Genomic DNA, 21,037 nt, shown 5'->3' on the forward strand with positions numbered 1-21,037 from the left:
ACAAATACTTATTTTTGCAAAAAAAAGTAAGTTATGTACAGAACACATACTTGTGGCGAACTTCGCCTTTCCGATGTAAATAAAGAAATTACCCTCAGTGGTTGGGTACAAAAAATCCGCAATAAAGGTTTTATGGTTTGGGTGGATATCCGCGACCGATATGGCATCACTCAACTTATTTTTGACGAAGAACGCACCAGCAAAAACGTGTTGGAATTGGCTACAACACTCTCTCGCGAAGACGTAATTCAGGTAACGGGAAAAGTCATTGAACGTGAGGCAAAAAACAATCATATTCCCACCGGAGAAATCGAAATTTTGGTTTCGGAATTGGTCGTATTGAACAAATCCGAACTTCCTCCTTTTACCATTGAAGATAATACTGATGGCGGGGAGGATATTCGTATGAAATACAGATATTTGGATATTCGTCGTACGCCAGTTCGCAACAATTTGATTTTCCGTCACGAGGTAGCGATGCAAGTGAGGAATTATCTTTCCAAAGAAGGATTTATTGAGGTGGAAACACCCGTGCTGATAAAATCAACCCCTGAGGGAGCGAGGGATTTTGTGGTGCCAAGTCGTATGAACGAGGGAGAATTTTACGCCCTTCCGCAGTCGCCACAAACGTTCAAGCAACTTTTGATGGTCGGCGGATTAGACAAATATTTTCAGATAGTAAAATGCTTCCGCGATGAGGATTTACGTGCTGACAGACAGCCAGAATTTACCCAAATCGACTGCGAAATGTCGTTCGTGGAGCAAGAAGATATCATCAACACCTTTGAGGGACTTACCAAACATCTGTTGAAGGAAGTAAAAGGTATTTCTATTGAGAAATTCCCACGAATGACCTACGCCGAAGCGATGAAAACCTACGGAAACGACAAACCCGATATCCGTTTTGGAATGAAGTTCGGTGAGCTTAACGATATTGCACAACATAAAGATTTTAAAGTATTTAACGAAGCGGAATTGGTGGTAGGAATTGCCGTTCCGGGGGCTAACAGCTACACACGCAAGGAGATTGACGCCCTAATCGAATGGGTAAAACGCCCGCAAGTGGGTGCATCAGGAATGGTGTATGTTAAATGCAACGAAGATGGCAGCTTCAAATCGTCTGTGGATAAATTCTACACGGAAGAAGACCTCAAAAAATGGGCAGAACGTACCGAAGCCAAGGCAGGCGACCTGATTTGTATCCTCTCCGGAAAAGCGGACAAGGTGCGTGGGCAACTTTCAGCCTTGCGTATGGAACTTGCTGAGCGTTTGGGCTTACGCAAAGCGGACGAATTTGCTCCGTTATGGGTGGTGGACTTCCCATTATTGGAGTTCAATGAAGAAGAGAATCGATTTTTTGCAATGCATCACCCGTTCACATCTCCAAAACCGGAAGATATTCCCTTGCTTGATACCAATCCGGCTGCGGTACGTGCCAATGCCTACGATTTGGTGCTGAACGGAAACGAAATAGGAGGTGGTTCTATCCGAATTTTCAATAAAGAATTACAGGCGAAGATGTTTGAGTTGTTGGGCTTTACATCTGAACAAGCAGAGGCTCAATTTGGCTTCTTGATGAACGCCTTTAAATACGGAGCACCGCCACACGGAGGCTTGGCTTTTGGGTTTGATAGATTGGTTGCCATTTTGGGCGGACAAGAAACTATCCGCGATTTTATAGCCTTCCCGAAAAACAATTCGGGACGCGATGTAATGATTGACGCACCTTCACCGATTGACTCCACACAGCTTGACGAATTGCATATCAGGTTGAATAATTAATATAAAAAAACATTGCTGAAAGATAGAAGAATTTTTAGCAATGTTTTTCTTTTTTTGAGAAAAATTATTAGATTTGCTAACATCTTAAAACTATGATAAAAATGAGAACATTACTATTCATTGTGCTGACAACTTTATTTTCTTTCAAAGAAATGTATGCACAGAAAAAGTTAAAGCTTTCGGGAGAAGTTGTTGGGGCAGAAACTGAATCTATTTTGTTAGCAAAACCCACACAATCTGTATTTACAGATGCTGTTATAGAAATTCCTGTAAAGAATGGGAAGTTTTATTATGAATCTCAATTAGAATTTCCAGAAGCTGTAGAACTTTATTTCAGTGAGATTCGTAAAAAAGGAAGTGGAAGTATTATGGAATTGTTTTTGGAAAATGAGGAGATACATCTCACGCTTTATGATGAAGAAGAATTTAACAAGAACATTGTAAAAGGAGGCAAGTTGAATGCTGAGCATAAAAAGTATACGGATGATTTCAATCGTAAGTTTGAACATCTCTTCCAACCGATTATAGATAGTTTGGATGTTTTATATGAAAATGATTTGTATCATAGTAAAGAGGTGGAAGAGTTGTACAAGCAATTAGACGATAAAACAGGTGTTGAGAAAAAACTTATCTACGAAAAAATTGAAGCCTTAACAAAAGCTGATAAACATCTTAGCCCTGAGGCTAAAAAGCTTAATGATAGGTTAAAACCTCTAAATGAGGAAGCTAAAGCATATCGTCAGGAGTATATTGAGAAAAACCCGAACTTGATTGCTTACTCATTTCTTTTGAAAGACTTAATGTATAAAAGGGAGCAAATGGATATTTCTTATAGCAAAAGAGTTGCAAAAAAACTAGCAAAAGCCAATCCGAACCATCCATATAATAAATTGGTTGCCGAATTGGTTGCCTCTCTTGAAAATATTAAAGTTGGGCAAAAATTCGTTGATTTTACAGCTCCTGACCTAAATGGAAAGCAAGTACAACTATCAAAAGTTATTCAAGGAAAAATAACACTATTAGATTTTTGGGCTACTTGGTGCGGACCTTGTATTGCTACTACTCGTATGATGATTCCCATTTATGAAGCATACAAAGACAAGGGTTTCACAATGGTGGGAGTTGCCGGAGAGTTTAAAAATACGGATAGGTTAACTCAATTTTTAGAGAAAGAAAAATGGGATTGGTTACAATTGGTTGAGTTAGACAAGCAAAATAAAATTTGGCAGAAGTACGGAATGCAAAATAAAGCGGGTGGTGTTTTTCTCATTGACGAAAAAGGAACAATCATTGCAATTGACCCTACAGCCGAAGAAGTTAGAAAAGAATTAGAAAAGCGATTAGATAAAAATTAAAGCAACTGTCGGAGTAAAGATTGACTCCGCATAACTTGAGGAGTTGCATATCAGGTTGAAATGAAAAAATATCTTTTAATTTTAGTAATATTAATTTCATCTCGATGTTTAGGACAGGATAATATTGGAATAAAATTCTTTGGTTTGAGTTTTCATCCGTTGGGAGAAAGGCAAAATGCTCATTTAATGCCTAATAAATTGGATAGGAATGCCTATTTTGTTCTGAATTTGGGGGCGATTATTTCTGCTGAAAAATTTGTTTATGAGGGTATAAGTATCAAATTTGCACAAGGGGTTTATGCTGATTGTGCGGTTCAGTTCGGTGGGTTTTCGCATATTGGAATTCGCTTTAGGATTTTTGAAATTCAAAGACACAAATTATCAGGAGGTTTAGGTCCTACTTTAGTATTTCGTAAGAATTGGCAAAAATTAGAGGGCTATCATAATCCGAACGTATTTAAAGGAAGCAAGGAAAGTCGTTGGCAATATTTGTTTTTGTGGTATGGTGGAGAATTTGAATACAAGTACGCTTTAAATGAGCGATTCGATTTGACGACGTCCTTTGTGCCTGGTTACCCCGATTTGATGAGCTTATCCTTTGGAGTAAATTATAATTTGTAGTGAAACTTTATTTTTTACTGATAAAAATAGGTGGAAAAATGTTAACTAATTATTGGTGTGTGAGTTATGATCCTTATCGTCTTGAGAACTTATTTTCCAAAAAATTAAAATCTTCTAAAAGGCAGTTATGAGAGCAGTTATTCAACGTGTATCTAACGCATCCGTAAGCGTTAGTAATCAGTCCGTTTCATCTATTGGACAAGGGTTATTGATTTTAGTAGGTATTGAAGATAGCGACACCTTGGAGGATGTGCAATGGCTTTCGGCAAAAATTGTCAATATGCGTATTTTCGATGACCAAAATGGGGTGATGAACCTGTCGGTAAAAGATATTGATGGTGAAATTATTACAGTTTCACAATTCACGCTACATGCTTCTACTAAAAAAGGCAACCGACCAAGCTATATCAAAGCTGCAAAACCTATAATCTCTGTGCCTCTTTATGAACAATTTGTTGAACAACTTACATCGGATTTAGGGAAAACTATAGGCACAGGTGTTTTTGGAGCCGATATGCAAGTGAGTCTATGCAATGATGGACCTGTCACAATTATTGTTGATACGAAGAATAAAGAGTAAAAAAGGCAATTAGTGCAACTTTTAAATTCTAAAACTTTGAATCTTTTATTTGACATACACACTCATAACGAATCCTCTTCTGGGAATATCGTGATTCGTAACGAATTACCGTTTTCAATAAACAAAGAAGGTTTTTTCTCCGTAGGCATACATCCGTGGTATTTTTCGGAAGATGACTGGCAATCGCAATGGGAAACGGTAACCAAAAAAGTGAAGTATGAACATTGTGCAGCAATTGGAGAATGTGGATTAGACCGAAATGTCAAATATCCTTTGTCTCTGCAACAAACTATTTTTGAACGACATATACTCCTTTCGGAAGAGGTTAAAAAACCACTCATCATTCACTGCGTGAAAGCGTATAGTGAGTTGATTTCCTTAAAAAAGAAATATCAACCAAAGCAACCATGGATTTTGCACGGTTTCAACAAAAATCAAGCTGTTGCTACAACTTTAATTAACGAAAATATCAAACTTTCATTTGGAAAATCCTTATTGACTAATATTACTGTTCAGGAAGTATTCAAATCTATTCCCGAAAGTAGTTATTTTCTTGAAACCGACGACTCAGGGTTGGATATCGCTGAAATATATCAAAAGGCAAAACAACTGCGAGGTTTGGTTCAAATTCAGTTTGATTATCCGAAGATAGGAATTATGATGTAAAAAATATTTTTTTACAAACACTTGTTTTTCATGCTATTATATAAGAAAGTATAAAAAAAACAAAATATTTTTAATAAATATTTTGTCAGTTTGAAAAAAGGTTCTATATTTGCAACGCAAAAGAAAAACAACTGGTACCTTAGCTCAGTTGGTAGAGCAAAGGACTGAAAATCCTTGTGTCCCTGGTTCGATTCCTGGAGGTACCACGAGATCTTCTTCATAGAGGAAATTTTTCATATTTTTAAGGATTAGGAATTGCAAAAACCACAGTTTAAACTGTGGTTTTTGTTTTTACACAAACCGCAAAAACGTCTCTTTTATGTCCAAAGAACTTATTTTAATCACGGGAGGTAACGGAATGTTTGCCAAAGAACTTTGTAAGGTTTTGAAAATGAGTTATGAAGTTCGTTTTCTCAGTCGGAAAGCAAATAAACCGAACCATTATCGTTGGGATATTTCTTCAGGTTTTATCGATGAAAGGGCGTTTGACGGGGTGCAACATATCGTCCATTTGGCAGGTGCTTCTATTGGAGAAAAACGATGGACAAAAAGCCGTAAGCAAGAGATATTGGACAGCCGAGTTCAATCAGCTGAAATTCTTTTAAACGCTCTTAAGAAACATCGCATACGACTGAAAACGTTCATTTCTGCCTCTGCAGTAGGCTATTACGGTACAAAAACCACAGAAAATATATACACAGAAAACAGCCCAAAAGGAAATGATTTCCTCAGTGATGTCTGTCAGCAATGGGAAGCAGTGGCTGATAGATTTAACATATTGTCTGACAGAGTTTTAAAGTTGAGGTTAGGTGTGATTATCAGCAAAAATGGTGGAATTTTATCGAAAATGTTACCCATAACCAAAATAGGTTTAGGGGCTGTATTGGGCAATGGTAAACAATACATTCCTTGGATTGATATTGCTGATTTAGTGGATGTTACTCAATTTCTATTGGAAGAAAAAAACGCTTCTGGTGTTTTTAATATTGTTGCTCCCGAACATATTAGTAATAAGAATTTTACGCACTCATTAGCAACGGTCGTTGGTCGTAAAATTATATTTCCTCCTTTACCTAAATACTTGATTCAGTGTTTGTTTGGAGAAGCCTCCGTCTTGTTACTTCAAGGAAGTCGGATTCGTGCCGAAAGGCTTGAAAAATTAGGCTATGATTTTCAGTTTAAAACATTACTAGCTTCTTTAAAACATAATTTGAGCTAGAAATCTAGCTTATAAATGTTTCCCTACGCTTATTTCTCCGATTTTTCAATAAAATCGGTTTTTTTAAAAAATATTCTTCCTATTTTTGCAGAAAATTCGATACTAAAACGATATGTTGGAACAAATGAACCTAAACTACGAAAAGGTAGTGTTGGTGGGTATTATTAATCAAACGCAGGACGAAGAGAAATCAAAAGAATATTTGGATGAGTTGGAGTTTTTGACCTATACAGCTGGAGGCGAGGTGCTAAAACGATTCACTCAACGCTTGGATGTACCAAATCCTAAGACGTTTATCGGAACAGGAAAAATGGAAGAAGTGCAGTTATTTGTTGAAGAAAACGGAGTAGGAACCGTTATTTTTGACGACGAACTTTCTCCTGCACAACAGAAAAATATTGAGCGTATTCTGAAAGCAAAAATATTAGACCGTACTGGGCTTATTTTGGATATTTTCGCACAACGGGCTCAAACAAGTTATTCACGAACTCAAGTAGAACTTGCTCAATATCAATATCTTTTACCACGACTAACAGGTCTTTGGACGCACTTGGAACGTCAGAGAGGAGGTATCGGGATGCGTGGACCAGGAGAAACGGAAATTGAAACAGACCGCCGTATAGTACGAGACAGGATTGCTCTTTTGAAGAAAAAGCTGTCATCTATAGATCGTCAAATGGCTGTGCAACGTAGCAATCGTGGAGCATTGGTTCGTGTGGCGTTGATTGGATATACCAATGTTGGAAAATCAACTTTGATGAATGTGATTAGCAAAAGTGAAGTTTTTGCAGAAAATAAATTGTTTGCAACCTTGGATACCACTGTCCGTAAGGTGGTGATTGGTAACTTACCTTTCTTATTGAGCGATACTGTTGGATTTATTCGCAAATTGCCAACGCAACTCATTGAATCGTTCAAAAGTACCTTAGATGAAGTACGTGAAGCAGATTTGTTGTTACATATTGTGGATATTTCACATCCTAATTTTGAGGAACACATACAGTCTGTAAATCAAATTTTGACGGAAATTGAAAGTGCTGATAAACCTACTATCATGGTCTTTAATAAAATAGATGCTTACACGCATGAAAGTATTGCTGATGATGACCTAACCACGGAATTCACCAAAAAACATTTCACCTTGGAGGACTGGAAACAGACATGGATGAACAAAGTAGGTGACGATGTGCTGTTCATTTCTGCTCTAAACAAGGATAATTTGGCTGAATTTAGGGAAAAAGTATATGCTAAAGTGCGAGAAATCCACATTACGCGTTTTCCTTACAACAACTTTTTATATCCTGAATTTGTAGAAATTTCTGAAGATGAATAAACTACGAAAAAAATGGATATGTATTTTCGCTATTATTTGCAGTAGTGAACGTTGGAAATCTTGATTATTGAAAAGTTCTCCATTAAATACGATGTTTAACGTTTAAAACATAACTATATGAAATTAGCAGTCATTGCACACGATGGGAAAAAGGCCGAAATGGTGTCCTTTTTGATGAAAAATTTAACAACCTTGCACTCAGCAAACATTCAAATCATTGCTACAGGAACTACAGGGCAACATGCTCAAAATGCAGGATTACAGGTAGAAAAAGTACTCTCTGGCCCCAAGGGAGGAGATGCTCAAATCGCTGCTCAAATTGTGGAAGGTAAGGTACAGGGAGTATTCTTCTTCCGCGACCCTTTGGATAAACATCCACACGAACCCGACATTTTGATGCTAATGCGTATTTGCGATGTTCACAATATTCCAATTGCAACGAATCCTGCCACTGCTGAACTGGTTCTTAAAGGATTGGCCGAAAAGAGCGAATAGGCAAAAGGTAATATACCGCTTCCCAGAAGAATACAAAGTGAATGAACAGTAGGAATGGAACCATAATTAAAACTTCTTTCAAACTTCTGAAAAAGATTCCTGTCCACGGATAGCTACCGCAGAACTATATGAAAATAAGGAGAATAGTACTGCGGTAAAGCTCATCCAAAAAATACAACAATAAAATCGCACTTACCAATTGAATATGATGGGCAAAAATTACCGCAAATTTTATAATCAAAACCAGATATTTTTCGTACCTTTGCACGAACTTACACTTTTTCCATCTGTAAGAGAAATAGAATAAAACAATTATAGACGTATTTATGAAAATGAGAGGAATCTATGCTTTATTTCTTCTGTTAGGGATGATTGCTTGCCAAACAAAAGAAAAACCAGAAATTGTAACTATTGGAAAGGCTCCTAGTTTTACATTTACTAATCAAAACAACCAAACTATTAACAACGAAACCTACGCAGGAATGGTTTATGTCGTCGATTTTTTCTTTACCGATTGCCCAACCATATGTCCTGTAATGACAAACAATATGGTTAAAATTCAAAATGAGTTAAAAGATAAAAACGTTGGATTTGCTTCCTTTTCAATTAATCCAGAAGAGGACACGCCAGAGGTGTTAAAAGCATACGCCCAAAAGAAAGGTGCTACCAGTGCAAATTGGCATTTTCTTACAGGTGAAGTAGATGCTATTTATGACTTGTCAAACAAAGGTTTCAACTTGCATGTTGAAGAAGTGGCAGGGGATATCCACCGTTTTGAGCATTCAGGATTATTTGCTTTGATTGATCAGCATGGGAATATTGTTTCAAGAAAAGGAAAGGATGGAAAGCCTATTATTTACTACAACGGGTTGAATGATAGTCAAGTTAAAATGCTTATTGAGGATATCAAATCCCTTATTGAATAGCTTAACGAAATTAATTTCTTCTTACATACTACTTTTAGAACTAAACTAAAAATCGTATTTCTCGTGATTATGAATTACTTTTCGATTTTTAGCCAATAGAGGCTTCAACAATTTACTAAAATTTTGTTGAAGCCTTTTGTTAATTATAGTTCATTTGCCTCTTTATGGAATGTTGCTACTAAGCAATATATCTTATCACTCTACAATACAGCTTCCCATATCACCTAATTTTGATTTGGGATGGTCAATTTGGCAATCTTTCAGTGTTATTTGGTTGCCCAAATCGAACAAAGTACCTTCATTATCATAGAAATGGCAACGATTAAACTGTACGTTATTAGAATTTCGAACATTTACCAAGGTGAATTCTTTGTTATTATGAAACTTACAATCTTCAAAAACAGCATTGAAAATATTATCCAAAGTCATAATACTGTAAGTGCATTCTTTAATAACAGATTCGGTGCATTTCAAATCGTACGAGTCTATCGCTTGAATACCTTCGGTTCCGCTTCCGTACATAATCGTTTTATGAATGGTGACATTACTACAATTCACAAATTGAAAAACACCACCATCGCAGTATCCGCCTTCGGTATGTCCGGCATCAAGGTTTTCAATGTGAATATTAGTTCCTCCCTTAAAAGAAAACACAAAGCTATACATTGGCGCAACTTGTACAGGAATAGGCGTTTTCCCTTCTCCTCTGATGATTAAGTTTTCCATATCATAAATTACCAACTGATGCCCATCACCAATTTCTTCAATTTCGAAATAGCTACTTTCTTGTTCACGATAATTCAGCTGCTCGGAGCCGTCAACAACTGCTTCAATATATTGAGTAAGGTCGATATGGCTACCTTCGGCGATGATAATTTCAGTGTGGGACGCCAATGCATTAACAAACTCTTTGGCGTTGCTCACCCGAACAACTTTCATTTCAATAGTTGCATTTTCATCAGCACTCATCTCTTCGGTATCTTGTTTTTGAGTCTTTTTTTGTCCACACCCTGAAAATGAAATCATTAAAATGGAAATAAAAATATAAAATAAGGTTTTCATCGTTATCTATTTTTTAAATGGTTAATTTCGCAAGTTAAATAAGTAATCTTTTTCACATTACGAGCAATTCGTTACAAAGTTGCCACATAATTGTTCTATGGGAATCCACCCAACGTACACCTTTTGGGTTGGTGAAACGTATTTTACTTTCGCCCAACCTTGTTCAATTGCAACAAAGGACACACTAACTTCGGTATTGACTGTAAAAACCACCTTACTTTTACGGTCGGGTTTTTGGTAAAATGAAAGTACTTCTCCATCGTAATTGGTGGTACTTGCTTTCAGTAATGAACCGTGAATCCACAGAGATTTGCCCAACACAAGGGTATCTTCGTCCAAAATTTCTATTTCTTGACCAATGCGAAACCACCCTTCCCACGACTCCAACAAGGATACGGTAAAAACCCTTGATTCTTCCAAACTCGGATGAATCACTTTACCTACCTTTCCGCCGGGTGTTTCTCGTAAATTTGTACCATTAGTGTCAGGGTCATCTACATAAGTGGCAAACCAAGCTACATTGCTTTCATTCTGATTTTTATATGTTTTCTTGAACTTTTGTGCCGTAGCTTGTCCGAATATAGGTTGCACAGCGAACAGCACCATAATCCAAATTGACAATAATCGTTTCATATTTTTCAATTTAGAAGTAAAAATTATTGTTATTCAATATAGAGCCATTTATATTCATTCAGTGGAATTATTTTTTTCTGCTGAATATCAACACGTATCTTTTGTTTTGCCATCATTGGCATTCCTTCAAAAAGATTTTCGTTATTTTCTGCAACGTCTTTAAGCTCTTGACTTTCTAAAAGTGTTTTAGGCACCTTATTTACAGGCTCCCAAACCTTTTTGGCTTCACTCCACGCCACTGTCGGTAAATCTTGATCATAGGCGTAGTAATAAAACGCGTTGTCATTTTCTACCGAAAGCTCATCACTTGTAAAATTTTCTATTTGAAGGATTTCCTTTCCCGAAGTAAGGTCGAAAAGTGTAAGTAACCCCACGGTTCCAGTACCTTCACTTACCAATAAAGTACTGCCAACTACACCTTCAAAAGTTAAAACGGTTCCTTCTATTTCAAAGGTGGCGATACCACTATTTTTGGGTTGTACTTTCAATGTATTATAAATTCCGTCCGAAGTTTCTACAGTTCCGCCATCGACCAATCGGAAAAGATTGTTTTCAAATACGTTTTCCTCACCGGCTTTCAACTCAGGAAGCGATACTTTTTGCTCCTCTGATGCCGATAAAGTATCTTTCGATTTTGCACTCTGATTTTTACAAGCAATAAGCAACACCGAAAAAAGAATTATGCTGATTTTTAATACTATTTGTTTCATTTTTAAGAGGTTTAAAAATTACTGCTTATTGCTCATATACGGGTCATCGGAAGCCGATTGAGCTTTATTAATTTTTTCTATCAACGTATATATGTGCGGTTCTGCATATTGCTTTTCTGCCAAAGCAATTTGTATGAGTTTAGTGGTAGGACTTTTGGGGTAAGCCTTGCTAAAACGTAACCATTCGGTTTTGAGTTCCGACAGAAGCTGTCCGTTTTCGTCAACAATCAGGGTATTGTCGGTACCAGTAACAAACGCTTGTTGCAAAAACTCATAGTTTCCTGCTAACATTTTGAAAAGACCAATATTTTGAGGATATTTTTCAGCATAAGCCTCGTAACGCACAATCAAATCGGCGATATCCTCCCAAGCAAGTATCAAAACCGCATCAGGAGCAATGTTTGTAGCATCTCGCTCCAAACGCAAATATTCCTGATAATCCTCCGATAATTGTTTCTCATATTTACTGTAAAAATCTTCGGGAAAATCAATCTCTACCAACCCCTCTCCAAGCTCTTCAAACACCAAACCTGCCTCCAAATAAGGTTTCTCTTTTTGTTTGATGGAATCGTGAGGCTCTCGGGCTTCGCCTTCATCATTGAACCGATAACTGTAATAGCTTTCCAAATATTCGGATTCTTTTTCATTGATTCTGTCCAACTCCACCCAATTAAACGTAGTCATATCATAATACAACTTTTGTTTGTCTTCCTCACTTGCGTTTTTAAATTGCAAATCGGCAATCTGCACATTTATTTTAATACGCTCCAAAGGATTGTCCGAGGCGATGAGCTGTTCTTTCAATGTTTGTATGAGTGTTTGTTCATCTGTTGATACACTTTCTGTTTCGTTATTACTTTTGGTATTTTTACAAGCTCCTAGCAAGAGCACTGCTACCAAAAAATAGCTAATCGTTTTCATTTTTTCTTAAATTTTAAAATGTGAAGAATAAATAATAAAGTTCAAAAGGATAAAGAAACAAGAACCAAGTTATACAAATGCTAATTGCGATTTGCTAACTGCTAATACCTACTACTTAATTTCTTGCGCTCCGTATCCTTTGACTACACCAAATAAATTTCGGGCTTTTTGCCACGGATATCTGTTAGCAAACATCGTTACGCGGGTAGTGCTCGTTCCTTGCTGATTTAATCCTAAAAAGCGATTTAATTGATTTGCCGAAGAATTAGCATCATAACTTTCTGTGGTTGATATTTTTAGTCCTGTAAAACCTTTTAAGTATGGCGCATCAATGGCAGCTATAAAAGCCTCATTGAAAGGCATTTCTTTATTACCTTCGTATTTTGGCCCGATTTCTTCCGCCTCTTCAATACGTGATGCAGGTACATTGATAGGTCGAGAGCTGTCGCATATTTCAAGGTCGTACATATTACCTAAGAAATAATTATCATAAAGATTACTCTGTTTCAGTTTTTCGAGTTCTTTTTTATTTTCATATCGGCAACGTTCCACGCCACAACGCGAATTGAAAGCAAAAATGTTGTTATACACATTGATAGTACGGATACCATTCATAAAACGGAAGCCTTGCCCCATCGTTTCGAATTCTTTGGTAATAGGCCAACTGAAAAGTACCGTATTATGATGAAAATCAAACGAAATTTCGCCCTCTCTACCTGCTGCCAATGTTCCCCATATTTCACAAGCCGCATAACGATTGGCAACAAAAACGTTATTACTCACTTCAATATGCCCTGCTCCCATTCCGCCTTGCAATCCGAAATTCCGACAATTGACAAACACACAGTTTTGCACCTTTACATTGCCCTCAACGGTAAGATGTAGCGCACGCCAATCGTGTTTATTTACGCCCATAGCATTTCCTGCCAAAGCGTCAGGGTGAACGAGCATTCCGGTTTCTACTTCGGTGTTGGGCGTTCCGGTGCGTGGGTCTTTTACATCGGGTTTGTAGTAGAGAATGTACTCACCTCCGTCAAAAGTAAATCCGTCAACCACTACCTCACCTGCCGGACGTTTGTCGCCATAAGCACGACGTGCCGTAATGTGAAACAAAGCCGAACCGATTCCTTTGGGTATGGAGGCATTGGGCTGAATTTTGGTAATATATTTTACTGGATTACGCTCAGAAAAATCAGAGGAATACCCGCCGTAGAACTTCAAGAATTTTCCGTTATCGGCACCGTTACCGAATTTTCCACATTCGATGTAACCTCTGTCCATATTGCCTAAGTAATTACCTTCGGCTACTAAAATAACATCGCCTTCCTCAGCCAAATCAATGGCTTTTTGTAAGTCTTTCAGCGGTTTGTCTTTACTAAGTCCATCGGCACGTACGCTACCCTTAGTAGCACTCACGTAATAGGTTTTTCCAGGAGTAGTACTAGTTCTATTTTTGTCAGTTGTTTTACTCGCCTGATTGTCTATCTTGCTGTTAACTTTTTTAGCCAGACGATCCAAAACCTGTGCTTGTGCAGGTACTAATATTCCCAGTAGAAGCACCATTGTCAAAGAATAAATGCAATTTTTCATCATTATTTATATTTAAAAGTTTTCTTTTTTTTCAAGTCCAAAAAAACAGCAATTGAAGACAAAACTGTTGCTATTTCTTGTAATCTTGTTTTACAGTTTTAATAAGCAACACCCGTTGCATGTGTTGTTCTTGTAGAAAAACTGTTAGAGATATCAAAACCTTAATAGTAACCCAGTAACAGTAGGGTTAGCTATTATGGAGTCAATAACTCTTTTTAGTAAAATTCTCTTTATATTTTCTTTTTTAATAGAAGATTCCATAAATCTTCTATGCAAAGGTAGCACTTAAAAATCAACTATGCAATATTCCTGAACAACTTTTATACGACTTTAAATTCCAAAACATATTTTTTATCAATTCAAATCAATTCATTACCTTTGTCTTTTCTTTTAAAAACAGTTTCTATACTATAAAAATGTACTTTTATGAATCACACTATTACAACAACTCAATTTAATTTTCCAGGTCAAAAATCCGTTTACAGAGGAAAAGTAAGGGAAGTCTATCATCTTGAAAACGACCTTTTGGTAATGATAGCTACTGATCGACTTTCGGCTTTTGATGTGGTAATGCCTAAAGGAATTCCTTATAAAGGTCAGATTCTGAATCAAATAGCCACCAAATTTATGCAGCAAACCGAAGATATTGTACCTAATTGGTTGATTGCTACCCCCGATCCAAACGTTGCTATAGGACATTTGTGTGAGCCTTTTAAGGTAGAAATGGTAATTCGTGGTTATTTAGCAGGACATGCATCTCGCGAATATAAAGCTGGGAAACGAACTCTTTGTGGAGTAGCCCTTCCTGAGGGAATGAAAGAGAATGATATTTTTCCACATCCTATCATAACACCAGCTACCAAGGCTGAAAATGGTGAGCACGATGAGGATATTTCAAAAGAAGAAATCATCCGAAGAGGTATTGTAAGTGAAGAAGATTACGCTTTATTGGAGAAATATACCTATGCTTTGTTCGCTAGAGGAAGCGAAATTGCAGCAAAACGCGGACTTATTTTGGTAGATACAAAATATGAGTTTGGAAAAACTAAAGATGGGCAAATCGTGCTTATTGATGAAATACATACTCCGGATTCCTCTCGTTATTTCTACAAGGAAGGCTATGATGAACGACAAGAAAAGGGAGAACCACAAAAGCAATTGTCAAAAGAATTTGTACGTCAATGGTTGATTTCTAACGGATTTCAAGGAAAAGAAGGACAACAAGTCCCTGAAATGACAGATGCGTACGTGCTTTCGGTTTCTGAGCGTTATATTGAACTGTATGAAAATATTATCGGTGAGAAGTTTGTAAAAGCAGACGTGTCAAACATCCAAGAACGGATTTTTAACAATGTGATGAACTATTTATCAACAAATCCTTTGAGTAAATAAAGAATTTTTTTCATCGCAAACGTTAAATTTCTAATCATTGGTACTTTTGAAAAACGATAGGCAAGGTATGTTCTTAGAGGGATAACACGAAAAAAATAACTTATACAAATGACCAATCGAATAACGGAACTTTTTGGCATTCAACACCCTATTATTCAAGGAGGAATGGTCTGGGCAAGTGGATGGCGACTGGTGTCAGCAGTGAGCAACGCTGGAGGATTAGGCTTACTCGGAGCAGGGTCAATGTACCCAGAAGTATTGCGTGAACATATCCAAAAGTGTAGAAAAGCCACTAATAAACCTTTCGGAGTGAATATTCCAATCATGTATCCCGATATAGACAAATTGATGGAAATCATTTTGGAGGAAAAAGTAGAAATCGTATTTACCTCAGCAGGAAACCCAACCTTATGGACACAAATACTTAAAAAAGAGGGTGTTAAAGTAGCTCATGTAGTCAGTAGTTCTAAATTTGCTATCAAAGCACAAGAGGCAGGGGTCGATGCTATTGTTGCCGAAGGCTTTGAGGCAGGTGGACACAACGGACGCGAAGAAACTACAACGATGACACTGATTCCTTCGGTCAAGCAACATATTCATATTCCGATTATTGCAGCTGGGGGTATCGCCACGGGTCGAGGTATGTTGGCCGCTATGGCATTAGGAGCGGAGGGAGTTCAGATAGGAAGCCGATTCATCGCCACTGATGAAGCTTCATCTCATATGAATTTCAAAAAAATGGTATTGACAGCCGATGAAGGAAGTACTATCTTGACAATGAAAGAGTTGGCTCCTGTAAGATTGTTAAAAAATAAGTTTTACGAGCAAGTGAAAGCTTTATACGACAGGCAAGAAGCCACTCCAGAAAATTTAAAAGTTTTATTAGGAAAAGGACGTACTAAAAGAGGCATGTTCGAAGGTGATTTGGACGAAGGAGAATTAGAAATTGGACAAGTAGCTTCATTGATTCACGAAATTAAACCCGTAAAAGCTATTTTTGAAGAAATTATTGATGAGTATAACAAGGCATTGAAATCTCTTTCGCAAATTATTTGATAGGATTCCACTCGGATTTTTTGCCCTAAGGAAATAAATAAAATCGAAGTTTTTTCGAATACAATCATTTAATTTTTAAATGGCTAATAATTAATAACTAAACAAATGAGTTTTTCTGAAATATTTTTTATTTTGTTCATTGTGCTGATCGTTTTTGGAGCAGACAAAATCCCTGAGATTGCTCGTGGATTAGGGAAAGGTATGCGACAATTGCGTGACGCTACCAACGAGATTAAGTCTGAAATAAAAAGAAGTGCCGAGCAGAATAATATCGATACCTCTGTTTTTGAAGACACTAAGAACGAAATTGACAAAGTAAAAGAAGAAATCCAAGAAGCTACCAGTAGCCTTACGGGTTCTGTAAAACGACAACGGTAGTTCCTTTCTCTCCGTACAGAAATTTATTTTCTTGTAGAAAAAATAGGCTGTTTGCCTGAAAAAAAAACTGCATAAAACTATCCGAGGGATATTCCTGATGAAGAATATCTGTTAAACCTCTCGGTTGGTACAGCTATAAACATATAAATAAAAAAATGACAGCAAAAAGTAAAGCATTTTTATTCAATTTTCTTTGTTTTGGGTTGATTTTTATCACTATCCGATTGGGAATTAATTATTTCTTTCCCGAGTTAGAACGATTAACTGCATCCATCATTTCGGGGGTAGTAACGCTTTTCCTCTCGCCTCGATTTGCAGCCATCCAAGCGGATTCCGGCGAAAAACTTTTTATGAAATGGATTTTTATCAAAGGGATTAAGCAGTTGTAAGAAAATGGCAACCAACAAACATGCTCAAATCCGTTATCAGGCCTTAGATCGTTGCTTCCGAAACACTGGCAGAAAATATTTTATTGAAGACTTAGTAGATGCTTGTAATCAAGCTATTTATGAATATTCGGGAATAGCTGAAGGAGTTAAAAAGCGTCAAGTACAGGATGATATTGCTTTTATGGAAAGCGAAGCAGGTTGGAGTATTGCTTTAGAGAGAATTAGAGAAGGAAGACGCATTTTTTATCGTTATGAGGATACTCAATACTCCATTAACAATCAATTACTTAATGAAACTGAAATTCGTCAGTTGAAAGAGACTATTTGCATGTTAAACCGCTTCAAAGGAATGCCTCAATTCGGGTGGATGGAGGAAATACTCACTCGCTTTGAAGATTCCTTTAAGCTAAAAGGAAGCGTGGTTAGCGTAGTTGGATTTGAGCATAACCCTTACCTCAAAGGACTTCATTGGTTTTCTCACGTTTTTAATGCTATCATTAATAAACAAACCGTAGAACTTCACTATCGAAAATTCAATGATGAAACAAAAAGATATGTTTTCCATCCCTATTTTTTAAAACAATATAATAACCGATGGTTTTTATTTGGACTTTGTAATCACCTGAAAGATAAGGGAATGATTACTAATTTTGCCATTGACCGAATTGAACACATATCAATGGTTTCTGTGCCTTATGTAGAAAATACATTTATAGATTTTGATGAACACTTTGAGGATATTATCGGAGTATCTGTGTTGGACAAAGAGGTGGAAACTGTCATCTTGGAAGTTGACAACGTACTGATGCCCTATGTTATAACCAAACCATTGCACGGTTCACAAAAGATTAAACAGAAGAATGAGAGAACAACTCGAATAGAATTACAACTTATCATCAATTATGAATTAGAAAATTTATTGTTGGGATATATTGATAAAATTAAAATAATAGCTCCTAATCATCTGAAAGAAAAAATGTTATCTCGAATAAAAGAAGCTATTGACCGAAATTCATAACTTTTTTACAGCTACTTACTCTTTACAAAATGAATATATGCAGATGTACTGCATACATTCGTTATACTTTTGCATCAGAAACCAAAAAACATAAGTTATGGCAGTCAGTAAATTTTATACTACATTTAACATCGCGGGGTTCACCTATTGGGATGGAGTTGATGTGATTGATGAATTAAAAGTAGGTACAGTACTTCAGCTTGAGGCAGAACCTACTAATGGGTATGATGCTAATGCGGTGAAAATTCTTTATGGAAATACAATGTTGGGGTACATTCCTCGTACTGATAATAAGGATATTACTAAGTTTTTGCAATTGGGACACACCGATTTGTTTTCTGCGAAAATAAGCCGGATTGACATGAATTATAATCCTGAAAATCAGATACAAGTAACAGTTCGTATTAACCCCAAAAAGTAAATATCATTCAGGAACAATTCAAACATTTTTATCATCTCTCTTGTGGGGAGGCTGTCCGAAAAGTTTTGTTTTAAATCCATAACGTGTGTTAATAAGCACCATATGGTAAATCTCAGAACAACAAGAAGCGCGTTAGCTTAAAAATAAAACTTTTCGGATGGCTTTTCCTTTTTTATAACTATATTTTAAAAATTTGATACGGCACTCCTCTTTTTTTTACCACCGATTCTGTACGGTCATAATGAGTGTCGGTGATAAATAACTGTCCAAAATGTTGCTGTGTCACCAACGAGACCAATTTTTCTACTCGCTTATCGTCTAATTTATCAAAAATATCGTCCAACAAGAATATTGGGGTTACTCTCAACTGTTGTTTAATAACTTCAAATTGAGATAGTTTTAATGCAATCAGAAAGGATTTTTGTTGTCCTTGGCTTCCGTATTTTTTCATCGAAAATCCATCAATTTCAAAGAGCAAGTCATCTTTATGAATGCCTTGCGAGGTGTATTGCAATATGCGATCTTTCTCGAAATTCTGTTTCAATAACTCGGATAAAGAGGTTGTATGCAAAGCACTTTCATAACTTAGGCTTACTTGCTCTTTGCCTTCGGATAGATATTCATATTGATACTGAAAAACAGGTAAAAAGGCTTCCATAAACTGGGTTCTTTTTTGGTAGATATGCTGTCCCAGTTCAGCCAATTGCTTGTCATAAATCCCAAGAGTCAGTAAATCAACATACTGATTTACTGCAAATTGTTTAAGTATCGTATTTCGTTGCAGTAACACTCGGTTATAACGAATGAGCGTATCCAGATAAGCAGTATCGGATTGGGAAATAACATTGTCTAAAAATCTTCGTCGCACCTCGCTTCCATCTACGATGAGGTCTGTGTCAGCAGGAGATATGATCACCATGGGGTATTTCCCTATATGTTCCGTAATCCGATCGTAATTTTTCCCATTGCACTTGATAATTTTCTTTTGCCCTTTTTTAATGCTACATACAATCTGTTCCTCCCGATTTTCTCGTTCAAAAAGTCCTTCAATCATATAAAACTCTTCGCCATGACGAATATTTTGCGATGCCGATGGATTGAAGTAACTCTTTCCGACTCCCAAATGGTAGATAGCGTCCAACAGATTGGTTTTGCCCACACCATTATTCCCAACAAAACAATTGATTCCCGATTCAAACAGAAGATTTTTTGTGGAGATATTTCTGTAATTTACAACTGCTATTTTTTTTAGATACATATTTGTGTTCATCAGACTATTCTTAGGAATTATTCCGCTGAAATGCTACTACTGTTTATGGATTTTTTGCAAAGATACTCTTTTTTTAGAAGCACAAAAAAGACTGTCCGAGGAGTCGATTTTTGTCATTCAAACTTGGCAAGAGAATCACTAAAACCTCTGCGGACAGCCCTTTAGGTTGCTGTTTTATCCTACAACTATTTCAAATTTTTGATAATATCTTCCGACATTTTGTCCAAATCAAAATCATGATTCCATCCCCAATCATTTCGAGCTGCTGAGTCGTCAATACTATCTGGCCAACTGTCGGCAATATTCTGACGGAAATCAGGCTCATACTTAATCTTAAAATCAGGGATTATTTTTACGATACTGTCATAAATTTCTTTAGGAGAGAAGGATAATGATGATACGTTGTACGAAGTTCGTACTTTCACTTGTTCTTTTGGAGCTTCCATCAAGTTTATGGTTGCTTTGATGGCATCAGGCATATACATCATTGGTAGATAGGTGTTTTCGTTTAAGAAGCACGAAAAAGTTTCACCTGCAATGGCTTTGTGGTAGATATCCACGGCATAATCAGTAGTTCCTCCTCCAGGAAGTGATTTATAGCCGATAAGTCCTGGGTAGCGAAGACTTCGAACGTCCACACCGAACTTTTCAAAGTAGTACTGACACCACAACTCACCTGCTACTTTGGTGATTCCATAAACTGTGTTAGGTTCCGTAACTGTTTCTTGTGGAGTGTTTTCTTTAGGGGTATTCACTCCAAAAGCGGCGATTGATGAAGGCCAATATACTTTGTCTAAATTCTTCTTTCGAGCAACTTCTAGAACGTTCAACAACCCATTCATATTCAAATTCCATGTGAATAAGGGATTTCGTTCTCCTACTGCCGAAAGAAGCGCAGCTAAATGATACACTTGTGTGATTTTGTAGGTATCTACTAATTGTTCTAACCGTTGTGCATCTTGGATGTCTAATACTTCAAAAGTGCAGTACGAGAATCTTTCAGCAACTTTTTCATTAATATCGGTAGCTACAATGTTCTCAGCTCCGAATTTTTCTGCCAAAGCTTCCGTCAGTTCACTACCCAATTGTCCGCCGGCACCCGTTAGTAATATTCTTGTTTTTGCCATTTTTTAAAAATTTTGTCGAACAAAAGTACGAATTATTTCTGGAATCAAGAAATGTTTTCAGAGGATTTTTCAGATGGTAAATCGAATCCTAAA

22 protein-coding genes and 1 tRNA gene are annotated in these 21,037 nt (G+C 36.8%); 16 read left to right on the forward strand and 7 right to left on the reverse strand.

Annotated features, from left to right (window positions below; translation table 11 throughout):
- Positions 1 to 33 precede the first annotated feature (33 nt).
- The 10 genes from aspS to CGC49_RS05255 all read left to right on the forward strand — a co-directional run bounded on the left by aspS (position 34) and on the right by CGC49_RS05255 (position 8,977).
- Complete coding sequence (gene aspS / locus CGC49_RS05210) at positions 34 to 1,782, forward strand: aspartate--tRNA ligase (RefSeq protein WP_095912027.1); 1,749 nt, start codon at positions 34 to 36, stop codon at positions 1,780 to 1,782.
- Positions 1,783 to 1,883: 101 nt separating this feature from the next.
- Positions 1,884 to 3,137, forward strand: coding sequence for a TlpA disulfide reductase family protein (locus CGC49_RS05215; protein WP_198540638.1), 1,254 nt, complete (start codon positions 1,884 to 1,886; stop codon positions 3,135 to 3,137).
- Between the two features lie 60 nt (positions 3,138 to 3,197).
- Entirely contained in the window at positions 3,198 to 3,758 is a 561-nt protein-coding gene (locus CGC49_RS05220; protein WP_095912029.1) for a hypothetical protein, read from the forward strand.
- A gap of 127 nt (positions 3,759 to 3,885) precedes the next feature.
- The gene (dtd, locus tag CGC49_RS05225) at positions 3,886 to 4,338 is read left to right on the forward strand and encodes a D-aminoacyl-tRNA deacylase (RefSeq protein ID WP_042006824.1); all 453 of its coding nucleotides are present in this window, start codon (positions 3,886 to 3,888) and stop codon (positions 4,336 to 4,338) included.
- A gap of 36 nt (positions 4,339 to 4,374) precedes the next feature.
- On the forward strand, positions 4,375 to 5,004 hold the full coding sequence (locus tag CGC49_RS05230; RefSeq protein WP_095912698.1) for a TatD family hydrolase: 630 nt from the start codon (positions 4,375 to 4,377) through the stop codon (positions 5,002 to 5,004).
- A 133-nt stretch (positions 5,005 to 5,137) separates the two neighbouring features.
- Positions 5,138 to 5,210: transfer RNA gene (locus CGC49_RS05235), tRNA-Phe, on the forward strand.
- Positions 5,211 to 5,323: 113 nt separating this feature from the next.
- Positions 5,324 to 6,223 carry a TIGR01777 family oxidoreductase gene (locus CGC49_RS05240; protein WP_095912030.1) on the forward strand — a complete coding sequence of 300 codons (900 nt, stop codon included), beginning with the start codon at positions 5,324 to 5,326 and terminating at the stop codon, positions 6,221 to 6,223.
- A gap of 112 nt (positions 6,224 to 6,335) precedes the next feature.
- Positions 6,336 to 7,556, forward strand: coding sequence for a GTPase HflX (gene hflX / locus CGC49_RS05245; protein WP_042347659.1), 1,221 nt, complete (start codon positions 6,336 to 6,338; stop codon positions 7,554 to 7,556).
- A 117-nt stretch (positions 7,557 to 7,673) separates the two neighbouring features.
- Positions 7,674 to 8,051 (forward strand): methylglyoxal synthase, encoded by a 378-nt coding sequence (locus tag CGC49_RS05250; protein ID WP_042006831.1) that lies wholly within the window; start codon positions 7,674 to 7,676, stop codon positions 8,049 to 8,051.
- Between the two features lie 326 nt (positions 8,052 to 8,377).
- Positions 8,378 to 8,977: an SCO family protein gene (locus CGC49_RS05255; RefSeq protein ID WP_231549982.1), complete on the forward strand. Its 600-nt coding sequence runs from the start codon at positions 8,378 to 8,380 to the stop codon at positions 8,975 to 8,977.
- A gap of 195 nt (positions 8,978 to 9,172) precedes the next feature.
- Here CGC49_RS05255 and CGC49_RS05260 read toward each other — a convergent pair whose 3' ends face one another.
- The 5 genes from CGC49_RS05260 to CGC49_RS05280 form a co-directional block, all read right to left on the reverse strand.
- A complete protein-coding gene (locus tag CGC49_RS05260) occupies positions 9,173 to 10,039 on the reverse strand; it encodes a right-handed parallel beta-helix repeat-containing protein (protein WP_095893618.1) in 867 nt (288 codons plus the stop codon).
- Positions 10,040 to 10,096: 57 nt separating this feature from the next.
- The gene (locus CGC49_RS05265) at positions 10,097 to 10,672 is read right to left on the reverse strand and encodes a hypothetical protein (RefSeq protein WP_042006835.1); all 576 of its coding nucleotides are present in this window, start codon (positions 10,670 to 10,672) and stop codon (positions 10,097 to 10,099) included.
- A gap of 29 nt (positions 10,673 to 10,701) precedes the next feature.
- Positions 10,702 to 11,382 carry a hypothetical protein gene (locus tag CGC49_RS05270; RefSeq protein WP_095912031.1) on the reverse strand — a complete coding sequence of 227 codons (681 nt, stop codon included), beginning with the start codon at positions 11,380 to 11,382 and terminating at the stop codon, positions 10,702 to 10,704.
- Positions 11,383 to 11,400: 18 nt separating this feature from the next.
- Positions 11,401 to 12,303: a hypothetical protein gene (locus CGC49_RS05275; RefSeq protein WP_095912032.1), complete on the reverse strand. Its 903-nt coding sequence runs from the start codon at positions 12,301 to 12,303 to the stop codon at positions 11,401 to 11,403.
- 111 nt (positions 12,304 to 12,414) lie between these two features.
- A complete protein-coding gene (locus CGC49_RS05280) occupies positions 12,415 to 13,893 on the reverse strand; it encodes a right-handed parallel beta-helix repeat-containing protein (RefSeq protein ID WP_232745203.1) in 1,479 nt (492 codons plus the stop codon).
- 426 nt (positions 13,894 to 14,319) lie between these two features.
- Between CGC49_RS05280 and CGC49_RS05285 the strand changes: the two genes are divergently transcribed.
- From CGC49_RS05285 to CGC49_RS05310, 6 genes are all read left to right on the forward strand, one after another.
- Positions 14,320 to 15,285 carry a phosphoribosylaminoimidazolesuccinocarboxamide synthase gene (locus CGC49_RS05285; RefSeq protein ID WP_042347654.1) on the forward strand — a complete coding sequence of 322 codons (966 nt, stop codon included), beginning with the start codon at positions 14,320 to 14,322 and terminating at the stop codon, positions 15,283 to 15,285.
- Positions 15,286 to 15,393: 108 nt separating this feature from the next.
- Positions 15,394 to 16,341 carry a nitronate monooxygenase family protein gene (locus CGC49_RS05290; protein WP_095893621.1) on the forward strand — a complete coding sequence of 316 codons (948 nt, stop codon included), beginning with the start codon at positions 15,394 to 15,396 and terminating at the stop codon, positions 16,339 to 16,341.
- A 105-nt stretch (positions 16,342 to 16,446) separates the two neighbouring features.
- Positions 16,447 to 16,719 (forward strand): twin-arginine translocase TatA/TatE family subunit, encoded by a 273-nt coding sequence (locus CGC49_RS05295; RefSeq protein ID WP_042006851.1) that lies wholly within the window; start codon positions 16,447 to 16,449, stop codon positions 16,717 to 16,719.
- Positions 16,720 to 16,874: 155 nt separating this feature from the next.
- Positions 16,875 to 17,108, forward strand: coding sequence for a hypothetical protein (locus tag CGC49_RS05300; protein WP_095893622.1), 234 nt, complete (start codon positions 16,875 to 16,877; stop codon positions 17,106 to 17,108).
- Positions 17,109 to 17,112: 4 nt separating this feature from the next.
- Complete coding sequence (locus CGC49_RS05305) at positions 17,113 to 18,126, forward strand: YafY family protein (RefSeq protein ID WP_095912033.1); 1,014 nt, start codon at positions 17,113 to 17,115, stop codon at positions 18,124 to 18,126.
- Between the two features lie 97 nt (positions 18,127 to 18,223).
- The gene (locus tag CGC49_RS05310; protein WP_042006857.1) at positions 18,224 to 18,547 is read left to right on the forward strand and encodes an HIRAN domain-containing protein; all 324 of its coding nucleotides are present in this window, start codon (positions 18,224 to 18,226) and stop codon (positions 18,545 to 18,547) included.
- Between the two features lie 178 nt (positions 18,548 to 18,725).
- On the opposite strand, the gene CGC49_RS05315 is transcribed toward CGC49_RS05310, so the two are convergent.
- Both CGC49_RS05315 and CGC49_RS05320 read right to left on the reverse strand, forming a co-directional pair.
- Positions 18,726 to 19,805 carry a DNA replication/repair protein RecF gene (locus CGC49_RS05315; protein ID WP_095912700.1) on the reverse strand — a complete coding sequence of 360 codons (1,080 nt, stop codon included), beginning with the start codon at positions 19,803 to 19,805 and terminating at the stop codon, positions 18,726 to 18,728.
- A gap of 197 nt (positions 19,806 to 20,002) precedes the next feature.
- Positions 20,003 to 20,944: an NAD-dependent epimerase/dehydratase family protein gene (locus CGC49_RS05320; protein ID WP_042347646.1), complete on the reverse strand. Its 942-nt coding sequence runs from the start codon at positions 20,942 to 20,944 to the stop codon at positions 20,003 to 20,005.
- Between the last annotated feature and the right edge of the window lie 93 nt (positions 20,945 to 21,037).

This window comes from Capnocytophaga sp. H4358 (genome assembly GCF_002302515.1).
Classification (GTDB): domain Bacteria; phylum Bacteroidota; class Bacteroidia; order Flavobacteriales; family Flavobacteriaceae; genus Capnocytophaga; species Capnocytophaga canis.